The sequence below is a fragment of the Hyphomonas sp. ske169 genome, from assembly GCF_056850855.1.
Genome location: NZ_CP096146.1, coordinates 1,921,955 through 1,939,846 on the forward strand (window position 1 = coordinate 1,921,955; position 17,892 = coordinate 1,939,846).

Sequence of the window (17,892 nt, forward strand, 5' to 3'; positions counted from 1 at the left end):
TGCTTGGCGCCTCATATAATACTCACGGCCGCAGAAACAGACTATTTACCGATACAAAACGAAGAAAACACAGCGCCGAGCACCATTTCCGGGTTCACATGTCCGGTAAGCGACCCTAATTCGCGGCTCGCCAATCGAACTTCTTCGGCGGCGAACTCCGCCCCCATTCCAGAATGTAAGTGATCCAATGCGATCTCGAGATGGGTCTTCGCGCGCTCAATCCCCTGGCGGTGCCGCGCTCGGGTAATCATCGGCGCGGCTAAGTTTCGCGTCATGTTTGCCAAGCGCTCGACAATCGCGGTTTCCACACGATCAATCCCTTCGCCATTTTTGGCAGAGATCCGGAGTGTTTCACGTGAAACATCGGGTGCGGCCAAGTCTGACTTGTTCAACACCAAGAGATCTTCTGGTCCCACCGCGTCTGTTTCGAATCCCTCTCTGGCATCTGCCAGCCAGATCCGAACATCCGCTTCGGCCCCGGCCTGGCGCGCGCGGCGAACCCCCTCAGCTTCAACAATATCATCGGTTTCGCGGAGGCCCGCCGTGTCGGAAACCCAGACCAAAAATCCGCCCAGTGTCAGTCTGACTTCGACGACATCTCGGGTCGTACCGGGAATATCGGTGACAATCGCCGCTTCACGCTTGGCAAGTTGGTTTAAAAGCGTCGATTTCCCCGCATTGGGTTTGCCCAAGATCGCGACTCGGAACCCGTCGCGGATCCTTTCGGTAATATTCCCTTCGGCCAAGGCCTGATCCAACTGACCTAAAAGTTTTTTGATCTTTTCCGTCACGGGGCCATCGACGCGATCAGGCGCATCTTCTTCGTCTGGAAAATCAATGCTGGCTTCGAGCAGTGCCAGACAGTCGGTCATTTGAACGCGCCAACCGGAATAAAGCGATTCAAGTGCGCCGCCCATTTGGCGCAGAGCCTGACCCAGTTGGGCCTCGCTTTCCGCATCGATCAGATCAGCGACGGCTTCTGCACGCGTGAGGTCAAGTTTCCCAGCTTCGAAAGCGCGGCGAGTGAATTCTCCGGGCTCTGCCAAACGCGCGCCAGACGCGAGCAATGATTTGAGCGCCATTTCAATAATGATGCGCCCCCCATGAAGGGTCAGCTCGAGTGTATCTTCGCCGGTATAGCTGGCCGGTCCGGGCATAAAGACCGCGAGGCCTTCATCAATTGCGCTCCCGGATTCATCTCGCATCTCGACCAAAGTGGCGTGGCGCGGTTTCAATTCCGGATATGATAATCGCTGACGGATAATCTCGCGAACGTCCGGACCCGAAACCCGAAGGGTTGCGATCGCCGCGGGCGGCGGACCACTTGCCAGAGCACAAATCGTGTCCCGGCGCAGGGTCATCTTTAGTTCTTCATCGCCTCGAAGAATTCGTCATTCGTCTTCGTTTGCTTGAGCTTATCAAGCAGGAAATCGATCGCGTCCGAGGTGCCCATCGGATTCAAAATACGCCGCAGGACGTAAATCTTCTGAAGTTGGACTTTGTCGGTGATGAGCTCTTCTTTCCGGGTGCCGGACTTCATGATGTCGATGGCTGGGAAGGTTCGCTTGTCGGCAACTTTCCGATCGAGAACGATTTCAGAGTTACCGGTGCCTTTAAATTCTTCAAAGATCACTTCATCCATCCGCGAGCCGGTGTCGATCAGCGCGGTTGCAACGATGGTGAGCGAGCCGCCATGTTCGACATTCCGCGCGGCACCGAAGAATCGTTTCGGACGTTGGAGCGCATTCGCGTCGACACCACCGGTCAAGACTTTACCGGAACTTGGAACCGACGTGTTATAAGCGCGGCCAAGACGAGTAATAGAATCGAGCAGAATCACCACATCGCGGCCATGCTCAACCAAGCGTTTGGCTTTCTCGATGACCATTTCAGCAACCGCCACGTGACGGGAAGCTGGTTCGTCAAAGGTAGATGAAATCACCTCGCCCTTCACAGACCGCTTCATATCGGTCACCTCTTCTGGGCGTTCGTCGATCAACAGAACGATCAGGTAACACTCAGGGTGATTTTCTTCGATGGATGCGGCGATATTTTGGAGCAGAACAGTTTTACCGGTCCGCGGCGGCGCAACGATCAGCGCGCGCTGTCCTTTACCGATTGGCGAGACAATATCGATCACCCGGCCCGAACGATCTTTCTTGGTCGGATCTTGGCCTTCCATCAAAAGGCGCTCTTCTGGGTAAAGCGGGGTCAGATTGTCAAAGTGAACTTTCTGGCGGGCTTTTTCAGGATCTTCGAAGTTGATTGAGCTCACGTCTGTCAGTGCAAAGTAACGCTCATTTTCACCCGGCTCGGCAATCGGGCCTTCGACTGTGTCGCCAGTTTTGAGACCGGCTTTCTTGAGCACTTTTGGGCTGACATAGATATCATCCGGCCCGGCCAAGTAATTCGACTCTGGCGAGCGCAAAAAGCCGAACCCATCTTGCAGAACCTCGACCACACCGCGGCCGATAATTTCGACTTCCTGTTCGGCAAGCTCTTTCAAGATCGCGAAGAGCATATCTTGTGTGCGCAATGAGGACGCGTTTTCCACTTCCAACATCTCAGCATAGGCCAAGAGATCGGTTGGAGATTTCGCTTTCAGCTCGCGCAGATAAACTTGTGACGGAAGTTCGAGTTCGGGTGCGGTATCAGGCATGGGGTGCCGGTATCCAAATTTATAGTTGGGAAAAGTCGGCTGGAATCAGCCTATGCGCCGGACGGCGACTTGATCCGCATATGATCAATTGAAGCGATATGGTCAAGAGGGCGGGCTGTGAAGCGTCTAAAACGGTTTTAGAACGGCCAGTAATACAATGAAGAACATGATCACGAAGGGCAGCTCGTTCAGCATCTTCATCGTCTTTGGTGTGTGGGCCTGATCGCCGCGATCGATTTTCTTCCCCAAACCGATGAAATAGCCATGCAGACCGCTCAAGATCAGAACCAAAACCAGCTTGGTATGCATCCACCCTTGGCTGAGCAGAGACGGATTGAGAACCAGCATCGTAATGCCCAGGATCCAAACCAAGACCAAAGCCGGATTGAGAATGATCTTGCGCAAACGATTCGACGCTTCGCGCATCGTCTCGAACAGTTCTTCACCCGGTTGGGACTTGATCTGGTGCAATTTATAACGCGGATAGATCAAAAGACCGGCCATCAAAGCGATCACAAAAATAATGTGAAAAGCCTGAACCCAAAGATAGAGCGACATCTCTAGCGACCTTCCCGAACGATTTCGACCACACGTTCAACATGCGGAATTGGCGTTTCCGGGCGAACCCCATGGCCGAGATTAAAAATATGCGGCCGGCCTTCATAGGCTTCGAGTAGTTCACGCACGCGGCGCTCCATCGCATCACCACCTGCAATCAGAAGCACCGGATCTAAATGACCTTGAACAGCGATTGTATCTGGCACTGTCGCACGCGCAAAATCTGGCGAGATCGCGGTATCCAATCCAACCCCGTTAATCGGCACTTGGCTGGTATAAGATCCGAGCATGGTTGCAGCGCCGCGCGGAAAGCCAATAATCGGAACCGTAACCCCGAGGTCTCTTACCCGTTTGACCAACGCCGCATTCGGTTCAACGACCAGCATTTGAAATAAGTCGGACGGCACACCTTCAGCCCAAGATTCAAAAATCATCAGCGCATCGGCGCCAGCTTTCACTTGCGCGGCGAGATAATGGGCGCTGATTTCAATTAGACGATCCAAAAGCCCTTTGAGGAGATCAGGTTTGATATAGGCCCATCCGCGGGCGCTACTCTTATCGGTGCCGCCTCGCCCTTCGATGGCATAAAGGGCAACTGTCCAAGGCGCACCGCAAAATCCGATGAGCGCTTTATCATCAGCGAGTTTTGATCTGACCCGATCGACCGTTTCATAAACTGGCGACAGGCGCTGCGTTGCGGTTTCCACAGAAGCGCGATTGAGATCGGCCTCTTTCTCCACGGTCTCGACAATAGGTCCCACACCTTTCTCGAACCGCACATCTAGACCCATAGCGTCCAAAATCAGCAAAATATCGGCGAAGAGAATGGCGGCATCCATATCATAGCGCGCAATCGGTTGCAGCGTCGCTTCAGCGGCCATTGAGGGAGAATAGCAAAAATCCAGAAAGTCTTTCGCCCGGCTTCTCAGCTCCAAATATTCTGGGAGATGTCGCCCGGCTTGTCGCATCATCCAGATGGGAACTGGGGAGGAAGGGGTGCCAGAAAGGACTTTCAGAAAACGTGATGAAACAGGATCAGCCATAGGAACTTTAAAAACCCAGAAAAAATAATCCGTAGGCCTTATCATTATTAAACGCGGAGTCTCGTGGAAAACGCGGCCTGAGAGCTTTTGTCCCGCCACTATCCACAGTCTATCCCCAGTTTGTCGCGCAATTTACTTTTTGTTAACCTGCTGATTCAAAAGTAAATAAAGTGTTAACTATGGCTTGAAACGCCTGTTTGGAACAGATCGATAACCGAGGGAGTCAGATTCGTTCATCTGTGCGATTCAGAGTCGGATTCGGCCGCTTTCTACGAATTCCACAATGCATCCACAGGGCTTGTCGAATTCGCACACCTCCGGCACAGGAAGAAACGAAGATTTTAGGCTGGTTATGCGATTATCGATCTACTTTAACGTTCACTTAGTGTCGGACTCGACCGGTGAGACTTTGAATGCCGTGATGCGGGCCGCCGCCGCGCAATTCGATCGTACGATTCCGCTCGAGCATAATTACTATTTGGTCCGGTCCGAACGCCAATTAGATCGTGTGATGGCCGAAATCGAAGCCGCGCCCGGCGTGGTTTGGTACACGATTTCCGATGAAGCCTTGCGCCGGAAGCTCGAACAATTCTGCAGCCAGCGCGGAATCCAAACCCTGCCGGTCTTGGACCCCTCAATCCATATGTTGTCCCGCCATCTTGGCATTCCGGCGAGTGAAAAAATCGCCAGCCAACATGCCTTGAATGAAGAGTATTTTAAGCGAATCTCTGCCATCGATTTCGCGCTTAATCATGATGATGGGCAGAATGTCAGCGGGCTGGTTGATGCCGATGTGGTTTTGCTTGGCGTTAGTCGAACCTCGAAAACCCCGACTTGCGTCTATCTCGCCAATCGCGGCGTGAAAGCGGGCAATATTCCGCTGGTGCCGGGCATTCCTCTGCCGCAATTGGTTGAACAGCTTGAGCATCCAATGGTGGTCGGTTTAAAAATTGGGGTCGAGCGGTTGTTGCAAATTCGGTCCCAGCGGCTCGTCTCCTTGAACGAGAATAGCAAAACCGATTATGTCGATGAAGAAGCGGTGCGCGCCGAGGTGACCGAAGCGAGCCGTTTGTTCCAGCGCAATAAGTGGCCAGTGATTGATGTCTCTCGACGCAGCGTTGAAGAGACCGCCGCCGCGATTTTGAATAAGCTCAATGAGCGTCGAGGGTTTGTGTAATGACAGAAATTGTCCTCGCCTCAGGCAGTGCCAGCCGCCGAGCACTTCTTGCTGGTGCTGGGGTGGAAGCCCGCTCGTTCAAACCGAACGTTGACGAAGAGACCGCCAAACAGGCCATGCGCGCCGATGGCATGAACGTCCGGGACCAAGCCATGCAATTGGCGGAAATGAAGGCGGTGAAAGTTTCTCGATCTGAACCAGGCTTGGTGATTGGCGGCGACCAGATGCTTAATCTGGATGGAGCCGCCTTCGATAAACCAGCGGATTTGGCCGCAGCAGCGGATCATCTTCGCAAACTTTCTGGGAAATCCCACACACTAGAAACGGCAATCGTCATCGCCGAAAATGGCGAACCGATCTGGCGCCATTTGGCCAGACCCAATTTGACTGTCCGTACACTGAGCGACGATTTTATCGATACGTATATTGAGTCCTGCGGAGATGCCTTATTGACCACGGTTGGCGCTTATCAACTTGAAAGCATGGGCGCGCAGATTTTTTCAAAAATCGAAGGTGACTATTTCTCTATTTTGGGTCTGCCGCTTTTGCCCTTGCTGGACTATTTCAGAGTACGAGGATTGCTAGAGACATGACCAAATTATTGGGGGTTATTGGCGATCCAATTTCCCATTCCATGTCCCCGCTTATTCATAATGGTTGGCTGCGCGATCTTTCGATTGATGCCACTTATGAGGCAATGCATGTCCCCGCAGGAGAAATCTCTTCAGCGCTTAAGACGTTGGAATCCAGAGATATAATTGGCGTGAACGTCACGCTTCCTCATAAGCACGATGCGCTTGCGGCCTGTACCGAGGCGACCAAAGCAGCGGCGAAGATTGGGGCTGCGAACACGCTCACCTTCCAGTCCCCCGGCCATTGGCATGCGGATAATACTGACGCCCCTGGATTCTTGCGCGCCTTAGGCGAGACCAAAGGTTCGGAAGAACGGGTGTTGGTGCTCGGCGCCGGCGGGTCCGCACGCGCAATCGTCTTTGCACTGACGAATAGAAATATCCCGGTTACGATTGTGAACCGAACGGTATTAAAAGCAGCAGAGTTAGCCGCTGAATTCGGTGCATCGGCAACCGCCTTTGGTGATATCGCTCAGTATAAAGACTATATCGATTCGGCAACGATCGTGGTCAATACGACCAGTATGGGATATGGCGGAGATGTGCTCGCGCTGCCTAAGGGCGAGGGCCGCACCTTTTTTGACATCTCGTACGGCAAGATCGCTGCACCACAATTGGCGCACGCAGCGGAGCAGGGCTGGAACACGAAGGACGGGTTGACCATGCTTGTGGCGCAAGCAGCCTATAGTTTCGAATCTTGGTTTGGCGAAATGCCAAGTTTCGATGCGGCGCTCGAGCGTTGCCAATTCGCGATAAGGGCAACGCAATGATTATTCTTGGTCTGACCGGATCGATCGGTATGGGGAAGTCGACCACAGCGGCAATGTTCAAAGAGGCCGGTATCCCCGTCTATGACGCCGATGCAGCTGTGCATGAAATCTATGAACCGGGCGGTGCCGCGGTCGGACCTTTGTCCGAAAAGTTTGGCGATATCCTCAAAAATGGCGGGGTGGATCGTGCCGCACTTCGGGCGAAAGTCGTAGATAATCCGGAGGCGATGCGCGACTTAGAAGCGATTGTGCACCCATTGGTTGGGCTCAGCCAGATGAGCTTTCGCCAGCAAGCGCTTGAGAGCGGGGCGTTTTTTGCGGTGCTGGACATTCCGCTCCTTTTTGAGACCGGCGGAGAGACCCGTTGCGACTATGTGGCTGTCGTCACAGCTCCCGCAGACGTCCAACGCGATCGGGTCTTAGCGCGCGGGGAAATGAGCGAAGAGCAGTTCGAACAGATCAAAGCGAAACAGATGGCAGATGCCGACAAACGTGCCCGGGCCGACTTCATCATCAACACCGCTTTTGGCTTTGACTTCGCCCGCGCACAGGTTCACTCCATTATCGAGCTTCTAAACCAATTGGCCGCGGAGAATCCCGATGAGTGATGTGGTTCGCGAAATTGCATTTGATACCGAAACCACCGGTCTCGAATGGGACAAGGATGATCGTGTGATCGAATTGGGCGCGGTTGAACTGATCAATCATGTCGCGACCGGCAAAATCTTTCAGACCTATATCAATCCAGGCCGCGCGGTATCAGAAGACACAATCCGCATCACCGGGATCACCGATGCCGACCTGGTCGATAAACCGCCTTTTGAAGATCCATCCATTGTCGATGCTTTTTTAGAATTTGTCGGCGACGCGACCATCGTGGCGCACAATGCGAAATTCGACCGCGGCTTTTTGAACATGGAGCTCAAGCGGTGCGGCAAAGCCGAGATCCCGGAAGAGCGCTGGGTCGATACGGTCATGATCGCCCGGAAAAAATTCCCCGGCGCGCCAGCGAGTTTGGATGCGCTGTGCCGACGGTTTGATGTGAATTCAGATGCTCGGACCTATCACGGCGCCTTGCTGGACAGTCAGCTCTTGGCGGAGGTTTATCTCGAATTACTGGGCGGTCGTGCGCACCGATTTGATTTTGGACAGCAGAACCAATCCGCAGACGGCACGCGTGCACCAGCAGCGCAAAGACCGACCCCGCGCAATTCTGAAATTTCAAAGGAAGAGCAGAGCAACCACGCCGAGATTATTGGAACGCTCGGCGAGGATGCGATCTGGAATCGTTACGCCTGAGGCTCTTGGGTAGGTGCGGCACTGGCCTGCTCAGCGGCAGCCGCCGCGGCGCGTTGTTTCTGAGCGTTATAAAGCGCGCCAAAATCGACCGGATCAATCCGCAATGGCGGGAAGCCGCCTTCAGATGATATGTCAGCGATAATCCGGCGGGCAAATGGGAACAGGATGCGCGGGCATTCAATCAACAAAACCGGCTCAACATCGGCGGCACCAAAGCCTTGCAGATGGAACTGTCCGGCATAATCCATTTCGAGCAGGAACAGAGCGGTGTCTTGCGTTCCAGCGCGGGCTTTGAGTTTAAGGGTGACTTCAAATACGCCTTCTTCACCAGGCTTTGGCGCAGCGCCGACATCAATCCCAAGTTCGATATTCGGCTGGGCTTGCACGCTCGCCCCTGGATTCTCAAAAGAGAGATCCTTGATGTACTGGCTCAGCACACGAATGGCGGGACCCTGTTGAGGGGCATTATCTTGCGGCGGAGTCGCCATATCTGGGGTATCTGTCATCGACCTTCACTCTAACTCTAGGATTACTGGCGCGTAACATGTGCCACAATGTGGCGCAACGGTGGGTGGCACTTGCTGAAAAGCACCTATATGAGTGGCACAAAGACTGCTAAAAGAACTGAACATGTCCTCTTCTATGATTGAATTTCTCGTTTTGGCTGGGATCGCCCTTTTTGTTGGGTGGCGTCTCTTCGTGACGCTTGGCCAAGATGAGGGTCCGCCAGAGGGTCGCGGTCGCATGCCGTCACCAGCGCCAACGCCCACGCCATCGACCTCGGCACCAACAGGTGGAGATGTCGTACAATTGCGCCCGTCTTTCACAGGTCCTGCCGCGGCTGGCATGGAAGCGATCTTCGAAGCGGATGGAAATTTCGATCCGCGCGCCTTTATGCAGGGCGCTCGCTCTGCTTATGAAATGATTGTTGGGGCCTTTGCGCGCGGCGATCGTGGCGCGCTCAAACCGCTGCTTGATACGGATGTTTATGAAGCTTGGGACGCCGCGATCACAGAGCGGGAATCCACAGGTGCTGAAGGGATGCAACTGTTGCGGGTCCGTAAGGCTGAAATCACCGACGCCTCATTGGCGAGTGATGGTATGGCACGCGTGACAGTTCTTTACGAATCTGAACTAGGCGATGGCGAGACGACAAGCAAAGCCTCGGAACTTTGGACTTTCATGCGTCAAACCAGCTCGGACGATCCGAACTGGATCCTCGATGATGTGGATACCGCTGACTAGGTCCACAAAAAGCCTTAGATTGGTAACTTGAGCTTGCCTACCGAACACGCCTAGTCTCGCCTGATGAGGATTCTAGGGCTCTTATGCGGCGCGCTCTTATTGCTGTCTGGGTGTGTGACCAATGCAGGCCGAACTCCGCCGCCGCGGCCGTCTCCTGTTTTAGAAACCCGCCCGCCGATCGATCCGACTTCTTTTCCAGTTACTCCGAAACCGGTGGCCTATGACGTTTTACCGGGCTGGGATGCCGCTAATCTGGCGCCGGGCCTCGCGGCTTTGCGGCGCAGCTGTGAAGTGTTTGCCAAACGGTCTCCGCAAAGTCTTCTCTCTGACAATGCTGCATGGGCGGGCCGTGTCGCCGATTGGACTCCGGCCTGCGCCGCGCTTGATGTGATCAATGATGATCGCAGCGCCCGCGCGGTGTTGCAGGCTTTGTTCACCCCAGTCGAGATCGTCGCGCCGGATGGCAAAAGTCGGTTCACCGGATATTTCGAGCCGACATATGAAGCGCGGCTTCGACCAGAACCGCCCTTTACGGAGCCGGTTCCCGGGCGACCGAACGATTTGATTACCTCGTCGGGCAAAGTCTATCAAACTCTGCCGGATGGCTCGCGGCGGGAATATCCCATTCGCGCTGAGATCACCCGCCAAGGAGTTCGGCCCCTGGCCTATGCGCATCCGGCGGATGTGTTCTTTCTTCAGATCCAGGGATCTGGGCGCCTCCTTTTGCCCGATGGGCGAACCCTGCGGGCGGCTTATGCGGCGAATAATGGTCAGCCGTTTCGTTCAACTGCAAATTGGCTGCTCGAACGCGGCTGGATCGCGCGGGGCGAGGCAAGCATGCAAGGCATCCGTGCTTGGATGGATCGCACAACTCCCGAGCGTGCTCGCCAGGCGATGAATGCCAATCCGCGCTTTGTGTTCTTCAATTTGGAGCCGGAGGGTGATCCACGTCTGGGCCCGAAAGGGTCGTTTGGGGTGCCGCTGACGCCCCTGGGTTCGATGGCGATTGATCTTGGCATTCATGCGGGCGGGGTGCCGATGTTTGTGCAGACGACCGCGCCCGGCCTTGGCGGTGATTGGTCTGGGCTTTTGGTTTCGCAAGATACAGGCGGCGCAATTAAGGGCGCGGTGCGCGGCGATCTCTATTTCGGCACGGGAGAGCGGGCCGGAGCAGCGGCAGATACGGTCAATGCGCCGGGCCGGCTTTGGGTGCTGCTGCCAACCGCGGTGGCAGAGCGATTGCAGCAGCGCAATTTGGCGCAGGGGTCTGGCTCTAGACCGATGACGCTAACGCCCTAGAACACCGCTTATGAGCGGACGGAAACTTTCTGACCAAGAAAAACGAGCCTGGGCGGCCGCGTCCCGGAACGTGACGCCTATGTCAGGTCGGCGGGGCACGCCCTCTGGCACCGCCCGTAAGAAAGATGACGCAGAGCCGCTCCCGCTAAAACTTTCCCGGAAAAAGTCGCATGCCGTACCTCAAAACCGGCAGAATGAGCGCAGCGTTCGCCGCGGCCGCCAAGCCATCTCCGCGAGCTTTGACCTGCATGGACACACACGAGACTCGGCCTTTCGAGTCTTGCCGGGATTTCTCTCGCGCGAACAAGCCAAGGGCTCGCAATGCGTGATCGTGATTACGGGTAAAGGCAAGGAAGGGCAGGGCGTCTTGCGCCAAGCGTTTTTGAATTGGTTGGAACTTCCGGAAGCGCGCGGCTTGATTAGCGGCTATGCACCGGCCCATGCGAAACATGGCGGCAGCGGCGCGTGGTATGTGTTTTTGAGACGGCGCTAGAAATGAAGAGGGGCAGCCGGAAGCTGCCCCTGAACACGCCACACACTCTACTTGTGTGTGTCTATATCGATGTCGCGTTAATGATTTACGACTGTTTCGCGAGAAGGTTGCGAATTTCTTCGAGCAGCACTTCCTGACGCGGCGGGGCTGGTGGCTCCGCGGGTGCCTCTTCCTCTTTTTTCTTCATATTATTCATGCCCTTGATGATCATGAACATCACGAACGCGACGATTAGGAAGGAAATGATGGCCGAAACAAATTCGCCAATCTTGATCGACACTGCTTCCGTGACGACGGTACCATCATCACCAAGAACGGCGGGTGTCATGACATATTGCCAGCTGCCAAAATCGAGCCCGCCGAGTACGGGGCTTAGCGCTGGTAGGAAGACGCCTTGGATAAAGGCTGTGACCACAGTGGCAAACGCGCCGCCCATGACGAAACCAACCGCCATGTCGACAAGATTGCCCTTCATGGCAAACTCTTTGAATTCGTTGAACATTTTATACCCCTTCTATTCTCCAGACCCGAAAGCCCATACGCGCAGAATGTGAGAATTCTGCTGCCGCGTCAAATTTCATATTCAGGAGGGGTTACGAAAACCCTAGCGGGATTCGGGATCGACGCCGTCATTCACCCGAGCCCGAAGCTCTTTGCCGGGCCGGAAGAATGGAACAGATTTTTCGGCAACACTGACCGATTCGCCGGTCCGCGGATTACGGCCTTTGCGGGCCTTGCGGTGGCGTACCGAAAAGGCGCCAAAGCCGCGCAATTCAACGCGATCCCCCCGCGCCAAAGCGTCGGCGATTTCATCGAGGATAACCCCAACGACTTTCTCGAGGTCCTCCGGACGGAGTTCCGGATTCTCGTCTGCAAGTTTAGCGATGAGTTCAGATCTCAGCATGTCTTTGAACCTAAACGAAAAATGCGACGGAGACTAGGCCTCCGTCGCAAAATACTTATCCATTACCTTATTGTTAGGTTTGGATGTAAACGAGCTTACGCATCGTCGCTTTTTTCAGCTTTCTTTTTGGTCGCCTTTTTCTTCTTAGGCTTCTCTTCGACGGCGGCTTCGGCTTCTGCCTCTACCGGGGCTTCTGCCTCAGCTTCTGCCGGCTCGCCGGTTGCCAGAGCGGCACCAAGAATATCACCAAGTGACGCGCCGCTATCTGCAGACCCGTATTGTGCAACAGCTTCTTGCTCCTCAGAGATCTCAAGCGCTTTGATTGAGACACCGATGCGGCGTGAAGATTTGTCGACCTGGGTGACTTTCGCGTCGAGCTTGTCGCCAACCGCGAAACGCTCTGGTCGCTGTTCGCTGCGATCGCGAGACAGGTCAGAACGACGGATGAAGGCTTTCACGGCTGGGTCGCCGAATTCAACCTCGATGCCGCCAGACGCAACTTCGGTCACTGTACATGTGACGATCGCGCCGCGCTTCACGCTGCTATTGTCTGCGATTGGATCGCCGCCAACTTGCTTGATGCCGAGCGAGATACGCTCTTTCTCAGTGTCGACGTCGAGGACGCGGGCCGTAACAGAGTCACCTTTTTGGAACGCCTGAATGGCTTCTTCGCCAGACTGTTCCCAAGAGATGTCATTGATGTGGACCATACCATCGAGGTCTGGGCCGAGGCCAACGAATAGACCGAACTCAGTAATCCCGCGGACTTCACCTTCAATGTCGGTGCCGACCGGATGCTCAGCCATGAAGGCCGACCATGGATTGTCTTGAGTCTGTTTGAGACCAAGCGAAATCCGGCGCTTCTCAGAATCAACGTCGAGCACTTCAACGAGGACTTCTTGAGACGTAGACACGATTTTGCCTGGGTGAACGTTTTTCTTGGTCCAGGACATTTCAGAGACGTGGATCAGACCTTCAACGCCGTCTTCGAGCTCAACAAAGGCACCATAATCGGTGATGTTTGTGACCTGGCCAGACATGCGTGTGCCAACGGTGTACTTGGCTTCGATATCGTCCCAAGGATCGCTCTCGAGCTGCTTCATGCCGAGGCTGATGCGCTGAGTCTCTGGGTTGATCTTGATGATCTGGACCTTCACCGTGTCGCCAACATTGACGACTTGGCTTGGGTGATTGACGCGCTTCCAGCTCATATCAGTGACGTGCAGGAGGCCATCAATGCCGCCAAGGTCAACGAACGCACCATAATCGGTGATGTTCTTGACGACGCCTTCGCGAGTATCGCCTTCATTCATATCACCAACGATTTCCGCACGCTGTTCGGCACGGCTCTCTTCGAGGATGGCGCGGCGAGAAACAACAACATTGCCGCGGGCGCGGTCCATTTTGAGAATGGCGAATGGCTGAACTTCGTTCATCAGTGGGCCCACGTCGCGGACCGGACGGATGTCGACTTGTGAGCCAGGAAGGAAGGCATTCACACCGCCAAGGTCGACTGTGAAGCCGCCTTTAACACGGCCAACAATCGCGCCCTTAACAGGCTCTTCTTTGTTGTAATTGTCTTCCAGACGGATCCAGCTTTCTTCGCGGCGGGCTTTGTCGCGCGACAGAACAGCTTCACCCATCAGGTTTTCGATACGGTCGAGATAAACTTCGACAATATCGCCAGCTTCAGGCTGCTTCTCTTCGAGCAGGAATTCTTTTGACGCGACACGGCCTTCGGTTTTCAGGCCTACGTCGAGTACAAGATAGTCGCCATTATTAGAAATGACGGTCGCTGGAACAACTTTGCCCTCTACAAGAGTGGCGGCGCCAGCGCTGTCCTCAAACATTGAGGCAAAATCCTCAGTTGAGGGATTCATTGAGTCAGTCATGGGGTCTCCAAAAGCGCAGCATTACGGGGTTCACGGCAGAAGGCCCTATGCCTTCGGTCCGACGTCGCTGCGATGTCAGGGATAAGCTAGAGAGCGCCTTTAGATTTGAGCTTTAAGGCTCAGAACGCTCGGACTTTTGGGCGATCACGGCCTCGACCGCTGCCCGCGCTTTATCCACAGCCGCGTCTGTAGTCAGGTGAGTGGTATCGATCAAGACTGAATCTGCTGCTGCAATCATTGGTGCATCAGCGCGGTTTTTATCGCGGCTGTCGCGCTCTTTGAGCTGAGCGATCATCTCTTCGAGTGACAGCGTTTCGCCCTTGTTGGTGAGCTCTTTCCAGCGCCGTGTTGCGCGGGTTTCGACATCGGCGTCGACCCATAGCTTTACATCCGCGTCCGGGCAAACCACCGTGCCAATATCGCGTCCATCGAGAACCGCGCCTTTTGGTTGATTGGCGAATGCACGTTGCAGCTCCAGCAAAGCGGCGCGAACCTCAGGCACCGCAGCGACTTTTGAGGCGGCCTGACCCGCCTCGGCCGTTCGCAAAACCTCTTCCTCGAAATCGTTCAGGTCGAGGGTCCGGGCGACATCGGCGAGGGCGATGGGATCAGAGAAATCAGCCTGTTTATGCAAAGCCGCGACGCCAGTAGCGCGATAAAGGCGACCTGTATCCATATGCGGCAGGCCATACCAAGCCGACAGGCGACGCGCGATGGTGCCTTTTCCAGAGGCGAGGGTTCCGTCAATCGCAATGATCATGCGGCTCCCTCCTGAAGATCCGCCCCCAATTCTGCCATATGCGCCATGAAATCTGGATAGCTAGTCGCGATCATCGCAGCATCATCGATCGAGATCGGCTTTTGTGAGGCAGTCCCCATGACCAAAGCGCTCATGGCGATACGATGGTCATGATGGGTTTCAACGAGGCCGCCGCCAGGCACAGCGCCGCCGCAACCTTGGACGATAAAGCCGTCTTCAGTTTCTTCGACTTCGACGCCATTCACGCGCAACATCGCGACCACGGCCTTAATCCGGTCGCTTTCTTTGACGCGCAGCTCGGCGGCGCCTTTAACCACGGTGGTTCCCGTCGCAAAGGCGGCGAGCACCGCGAGAATGGGAAATTCGTCAATCATACTGGGGACGAGATCGATGGGTATCTCTGCGCCGCGAAGGTCAGCGGTCTCGAAACTCATATCAATCAAGCGTTCGCCGGCCGCATCGCCAACATCTTCCGCGCCGACATGCGCGCCCATCAGAGCGGCGGCGCGATAGAACCCATCCCGGGTCTCGTTCGACATCATGGCTTCCACCACGACCCCGCCCCGCGGCGAGATCATTGCCGCAGCAGCCAAGAAGGCCGCTGAGCTCGGATCGCCCGGAACCAGCGTTTCTTGCGCGGTCAGAGACTGACCGCCTTCGATTGAGACCAGGTTCGCGGCGCCCGCGCGCTGGCTTTTCACCTCGGCGCCAAAGCCGCGCAGCATGCGCTCAGAATGATCGCGGGTGATCCGGCTCTCTCTGACTTGGGTGATGCCTTGCGCATTCAGTCCGGCAAGTAGAATGCACGACTTCACTTGCGCTGAAGCATGTGGGGGCTGGTAAGAGATCGCGTTCAAATCGGCGCGACCCGTCAGCTTAAGCGGTAGGGTTTTGCCGTTACTCGCTTCATAGGTCACACCCATTTCGCTGAGCGGATCGAGCACCCGGCCCATCGGCCGGCCCGACAAAGACGCGTCGCCAACAAAGCGCGCTTCGATCGGATACCCAGCGACAACGCCCATCATCAGACGCGAGCCGGTGCCAGAATTGCCGAAGTCGAGATCGGTCTCTGGCGATTGCAGGCCGCGGGGGCCAACGCCTTCAACGCGCCACGCGCCCTCGCCAACCCGTTCGACGTCCGCGCCGAGGGCGGCCATCACGCGGCCGGTATTGAGCACGTCTTCGCCTTCGAGCAGGCCAGAAATTTCAGAGGTGCCTTTTGCAAGGCCGCCAAGAATGAGCGCGCGGTGGCTGCATGACTTATCGCCAGGCGCACGCAGAGTTCCGGTGATCTGTTTCACCGGATGGGAAGTCCACACCATGTTCTAGTGGTTTCCTTTAGTTACAGTACCTAGCGAAAAGCGCTTTGACAGGCGGGAGCGTTTCTGGCAAGCGCGCCTGCAATGAATTTCACACGGACGGATGAAAAATATGGCTGATCCAGAACTTGGCACCAAACAGGTTTGCCCGAGCTGCGAGTCAAAATTCTACGACTTAAACAAGCGTCCCGCGACATGTCCGAAATGCGGTCATTCCTTCGATCCTGCCGATGAGACGGTACAAGCCACGAAGACCAAAGTCCGCGCGGCTGCGGCGAAGGAAGCTGTTCCTGAGGACGAAGACGAAGATCTGGAAGAAGAAGAGGCCGCCAAAGCAGCCGCTGCAACTTCAGAAGATGAAGAAGAATCTACAGAAGACGAAGCCAAAGAACTTGGCGGCGATGAGGATGAGGTTGTCCTCGATATGTCAGGCGGCGACGAAGACGATGAAGCGCCAGGCAAAATGCCAGCAGGCTTTAGCGAAGACGGCGTCGACGATGATGAAGACGACGATGATAGCGACGATATCGATCTCGATGAAGAGTTTGATCTCGGCGATGATATCGATCTTGATGATGGCAATGAGCTCGGCGAGCCAGATGCTGACGACATCGAACCGCAAGGCGATGATAAATAGGACTTGATTGGCGGGCCTGGAAATTCTATGCCCGCCTTTCCCATAAAGTTGGGGCCATAGCTCAGTTGGGAGAGCGCTTGCATGGCATGCAAGAGGTCGTCGGTTCGATTCCGTCTGGCTCCACCATTTTTTTCTGACAATTAGAATTGCGGTGCGTGATCAGTCCGGTCGCGCGAAGTGCTTTGAAAGTTTCAGGCCTTGGCCCTGATAATTGCTGGTTTTGCCGCCATATAGCGCCTTGGGTTCAGCCGCCATTGGCTCATAAACCAGTTTCGCGACGGGTTGTCCGTGCTCGAGCACGAAGGGGACGTCCCGCGAGCGCACTTCTAAAACCGCGCGGCTGCCGCCTTGATTTGTGCCGAAGCCTGGATCGAAGAATCCAGCATAGTGGGCCCGGAACTCGCCCAGCTCTGGCGCGATTGGGGCCATTTCAGCGGCTTGAGCGGGCGGGATCTGCACCGCTTCGCGGCTCGCCAAAATATAGAATTCTTCGGGATCGAGGATCAATCGCCCGCGCCGGGCATAAAGCGGTTCCCAAAACTCATGCACATCATGCTGACCGATTGCGCGCAGATCGATTAGGCCGCCATGCCGCTTGGCCCGCCAGCCAACCGGCTCACCTTTCGGCTGATCTAAGTCAATTGAAACCGTCTCTTCAGATGTGTCTGTGCTGGTTCCGCGCCGCAAGCGCAGCTGGGCCAGGCGATCACCAGGACGGACCAAGATCGGAAACGTGCGTGGGCTGATCTCAAGCCAAAGTGGCCCCGCATAAGCGGCTGGAACATCGTCAAACGCTTTAGATTGATTGGTAACGACCCGCGTGAACACATCAATGCGGCCGGTCGAGCTTTTCGGATTGGCCCGGCCAGACACGTCGCTTGGGAGCTCCAATCCCTCTTGCAGTGGCACCAAATAGACGCAGCCTGTTTCGAGCACCGCGCCTTGCGCCGTCAGTTCAATTTGGTGGAGCCGGGTGCCAGGCTCATTTAGAACTTCATCAACGCTGCGGCTGCCACCGGGCAGAAAACTGGCGCGGATTCGATAGGCCACGAACCCCAATCTCAAGTCCAAACTGGCGGGTTGAATCTGGTCCGAATCCAGCGCGCTTTGAGATGAAATCGCGCCGCGATCAAACAGAGCCGCAAGCTCGTGGTCTGCTAATACGCCCGATTTTCCATCTGCCATGGCTTGATCCCTTCACCTGC

Annotated in this window: 20 protein-coding genes and 1 tRNA gene; 10 read left to right on the forward strand and 11 right to left on the reverse strand. The window is 55.4% G+C overall.

The genetic code is table 11. The features are described 5' to 3' along the window. Nucleotides 1-41: 41 nt before the first annotated feature. The 4 genes from mnmE to hemE form a co-directional block, all read right to left on the reverse strand. The gene (gene mnmE / locus MY069_RS09315) at nucleotides 42-1,361 is read right to left on the reverse strand and encodes a tRNA uridine-5-carboxymethylaminomethyl(34) synthesis GTPase MnmE (RefSeq protein WP_482793505.1); all 1,320 of its coding nucleotides are present in this window, start codon (nucleotides 1,359-1,361) and stop codon (nucleotides 42-44) included. Nucleotides 1,362-1,363: 2 nt separating this feature from the next. After that, a complete protein-coding gene (rho, locus tag MY069_RS09320; protein ID WP_482793506.1) occupies nucleotides 1,364-2,659 on the reverse strand; it encodes a transcription termination factor Rho in 1,296 nt (431 codons plus the stop codon). 126 nt (nucleotides 2,660-2,785) lie between these two features. Further along, nucleotides 2,786-3,217 (reverse strand): CopD family protein, encoded by a 432-nt coding sequence (locus MY069_RS09325; protein WP_482793507.1) that lies wholly within the window; start codon nucleotides 3,215-3,217, stop codon nucleotides 2,786-2,788. A gap of 2 nt (nucleotides 3,218-3,219) precedes the next feature. Continuing rightward, nucleotides 3,220-4,260: a uroporphyrinogen decarboxylase gene (gene hemE / locus MY069_RS09330; protein WP_482793508.1), complete on the reverse strand. Its 1,041-nt coding sequence runs from the start codon at nucleotides 4,258-4,260 to the stop codon at nucleotides 3,220-3,222. A gap of 352 nt (nucleotides 4,261-4,612) precedes the next feature. Here hemE and MY069_RS09335 point away from each other — a divergent pair, with 352 nt between their 5' ends. From MY069_RS09335 to dnaQ, 5 genes are read left to right on the forward strand one after another with little or no spacing between them, the layout of a single operon-like run. Beyond that, nucleotides 4,613-5,437, forward strand: coding sequence for a pyruvate, water dikinase regulatory protein (locus tag MY069_RS09335; protein WP_482793509.1), 825 nt, complete (start codon nucleotides 4,613-4,615; stop codon nucleotides 5,435-5,437). Beyond that, nucleotides 5,437-6,030: a Maf family protein gene (locus MY069_RS09340; RefSeq protein WP_482793510.1), complete on the forward strand. Its 594-nt coding sequence runs from the start codon at nucleotides 5,437-5,439 to the stop codon at nucleotides 6,028-6,030. Before MY069_RS09335 ends, MY069_RS09340 begins: the two co-directional genes overlap by 1 nt. Then, on the forward strand, nucleotides 6,027-6,839 hold the full coding sequence (gene aroE / locus MY069_RS09345; protein ID WP_482793511.1) for a shikimate dehydrogenase: 813 nt from the start codon (nucleotides 6,027-6,029) through the stop codon (nucleotides 6,837-6,839). The genes MY069_RS09340 and aroE overlap by 4 nt, the downstream gene beginning before the upstream one ends. Then, complete coding sequence (coaE, locus tag MY069_RS09350) at nucleotides 6,836-7,447, forward strand: dephospho-CoA kinase (protein ID WP_482793512.1); 612 nt, start codon at nucleotides 6,836-6,838, stop codon at nucleotides 7,445-7,447. Before aroE ends, coaE begins: the two co-directional genes overlap by 4 nt. Further along, entirely contained in the window at nucleotides 7,440-8,138 is a 699-nt protein-coding gene (gene dnaQ / locus MY069_RS09355; RefSeq protein WP_482793513.1) for a DNA polymerase III subunit epsilon, read from the forward strand. Before coaE ends, dnaQ begins: the two co-directional genes overlap by 8 nt. Here dnaQ and secB read toward each other — a convergent pair. Beyond that, nucleotides 8,129-8,644, reverse strand: a complete 516-nt coding sequence (gene secB / locus MY069_RS09360; RefSeq protein WP_482793514.1) for a protein-export chaperone SecB — start codon at nucleotides 8,642-8,644, stop codon at nucleotides 8,129-8,131. The two genes, dnaQ and secB, sit on opposite strands and share 10 nt — an antisense overlap. Before the next feature lie 124 nt (nucleotides 8,645-8,768). On the opposite strand from secB, the gene MY069_RS09365 reads away from it, so the two are divergent. The 3 genes from MY069_RS09365 (at nucleotide 8,769) to MY069_RS09375 (ending at nucleotide 11,175) form a co-directional block, all read left to right on the forward strand. Further along, nucleotides 8,769-9,383: a Tim44/TimA family putative adaptor protein gene (locus MY069_RS09365; RefSeq protein WP_482793515.1), complete on the forward strand. Its 615-nt coding sequence runs from the start codon at nucleotides 8,769-8,771 to the stop codon at nucleotides 9,381-9,383. A 99-nt stretch (nucleotides 9,384-9,482) separates the two neighbouring features. Beyond that, nucleotides 9,483-10,682, forward strand: coding sequence for a murein transglycosylase A (gene mltA / locus MY069_RS09370; RefSeq protein ID WP_482793516.1), 1,200 nt, complete (start codon nucleotides 9,483-9,485; stop codon nucleotides 10,680-10,682). A gap of 10 nt (nucleotides 10,683-10,692) precedes the next feature. Then, nucleotides 10,693-11,175 (forward strand): Smr/MutS family protein, encoded by a 483-nt coding sequence (locus tag MY069_RS09375; protein WP_482793517.1) that lies wholly within the window; start codon nucleotides 10,693-10,695, stop codon nucleotides 11,173-11,175. An 85-nt stretch (nucleotides 11,176-11,260) separates the two neighbouring features. On the opposite strand, the gene mscL is transcribed toward MY069_RS09375, so the two are convergent. The 5 genes from mscL to aroA all read right to left on the reverse strand — a co-directional run bounded on the left by mscL (nucleotide 11,261) and on the right by aroA (nucleotide 16,053). Next, complete coding sequence (mscL, locus tag MY069_RS09380) at nucleotides 11,261-11,677, reverse strand: large-conductance mechanosensitive channel protein MscL (RefSeq protein ID WP_482793518.1); 417 nt, start codon at nucleotides 11,675-11,677, stop codon at nucleotides 11,261-11,263. Nucleotides 11,678-11,779: 102 nt separating this feature from the next. Further along, nucleotides 11,780-12,079, reverse strand: coding sequence for an integration host factor subunit beta (locus MY069_RS09385; protein ID WP_482793519.1), 300 nt, complete (start codon nucleotides 12,077-12,079; stop codon nucleotides 11,780-11,782). Nucleotides 12,080-12,174: 95 nt separating this feature from the next. Continuing rightward, nucleotides 12,175-13,971: a 30S ribosomal protein S1 gene (gene rpsA / locus MY069_RS09390; protein WP_482793520.1), complete on the reverse strand. Its 1,797-nt coding sequence runs from the start codon at nucleotides 13,969-13,971 to the stop codon at nucleotides 12,175-12,177. Between the two features lie 112 nt (nucleotides 13,972-14,083). Further along, entirely contained in the window at nucleotides 14,084-14,731 is a 648-nt protein-coding gene (gene cmk / locus MY069_RS09395) for a (d)CMP kinase (protein ID WP_482793521.1), read from the reverse strand. Further along, the gene (aroA, locus tag MY069_RS09400) at nucleotides 14,728-16,053 is read right to left on the reverse strand and encodes a 3-phosphoshikimate 1-carboxyvinyltransferase (RefSeq protein ID WP_482793522.1); all 1,326 of its coding nucleotides are present in this window, start codon (nucleotides 16,051-16,053) and stop codon (nucleotides 14,728-14,730) included. Before aroA ends, cmk begins: the two co-directional genes overlap by 4 nt. Before the next feature lie 109 nt (nucleotides 16,054-16,162). Between aroA and MY069_RS09405 the strand changes: the two genes are divergently transcribed. Both MY069_RS09405 and MY069_RS09410 read left to right on the forward strand, forming a co-directional pair. Beyond that, nucleotides 16,163-16,687 carry a TIGR02300 family protein gene (locus tag MY069_RS09405; RefSeq protein WP_482793523.1) on the forward strand — a complete coding sequence of 175 codons (525 nt, stop codon included), beginning with the start codon at nucleotides 16,163-16,165 and terminating at the stop codon, nucleotides 16,685-16,687. 50 nt (nucleotides 16,688-16,737) lie between these two features. Further along, nucleotides 16,738-16,813 (forward strand) — tRNA-Ala (locus tag MY069_RS09410). A 33-nt stretch (nucleotides 16,814-16,846) separates the two neighbouring features. On the opposite strand, the gene MY069_RS09415 is transcribed toward MY069_RS09410, so the two are convergent. Beyond that, nucleotides 16,847-17,872, reverse strand: coding sequence for a 2'-deoxycytidine 5'-triphosphate deaminase (locus tag MY069_RS09415; RefSeq protein WP_482793524.1), 1,026 nt, complete (start codon nucleotides 17,870-17,872; stop codon nucleotides 16,847-16,849). Nucleotides 17,873-17,892: the final 20 nt, after the last annotated feature.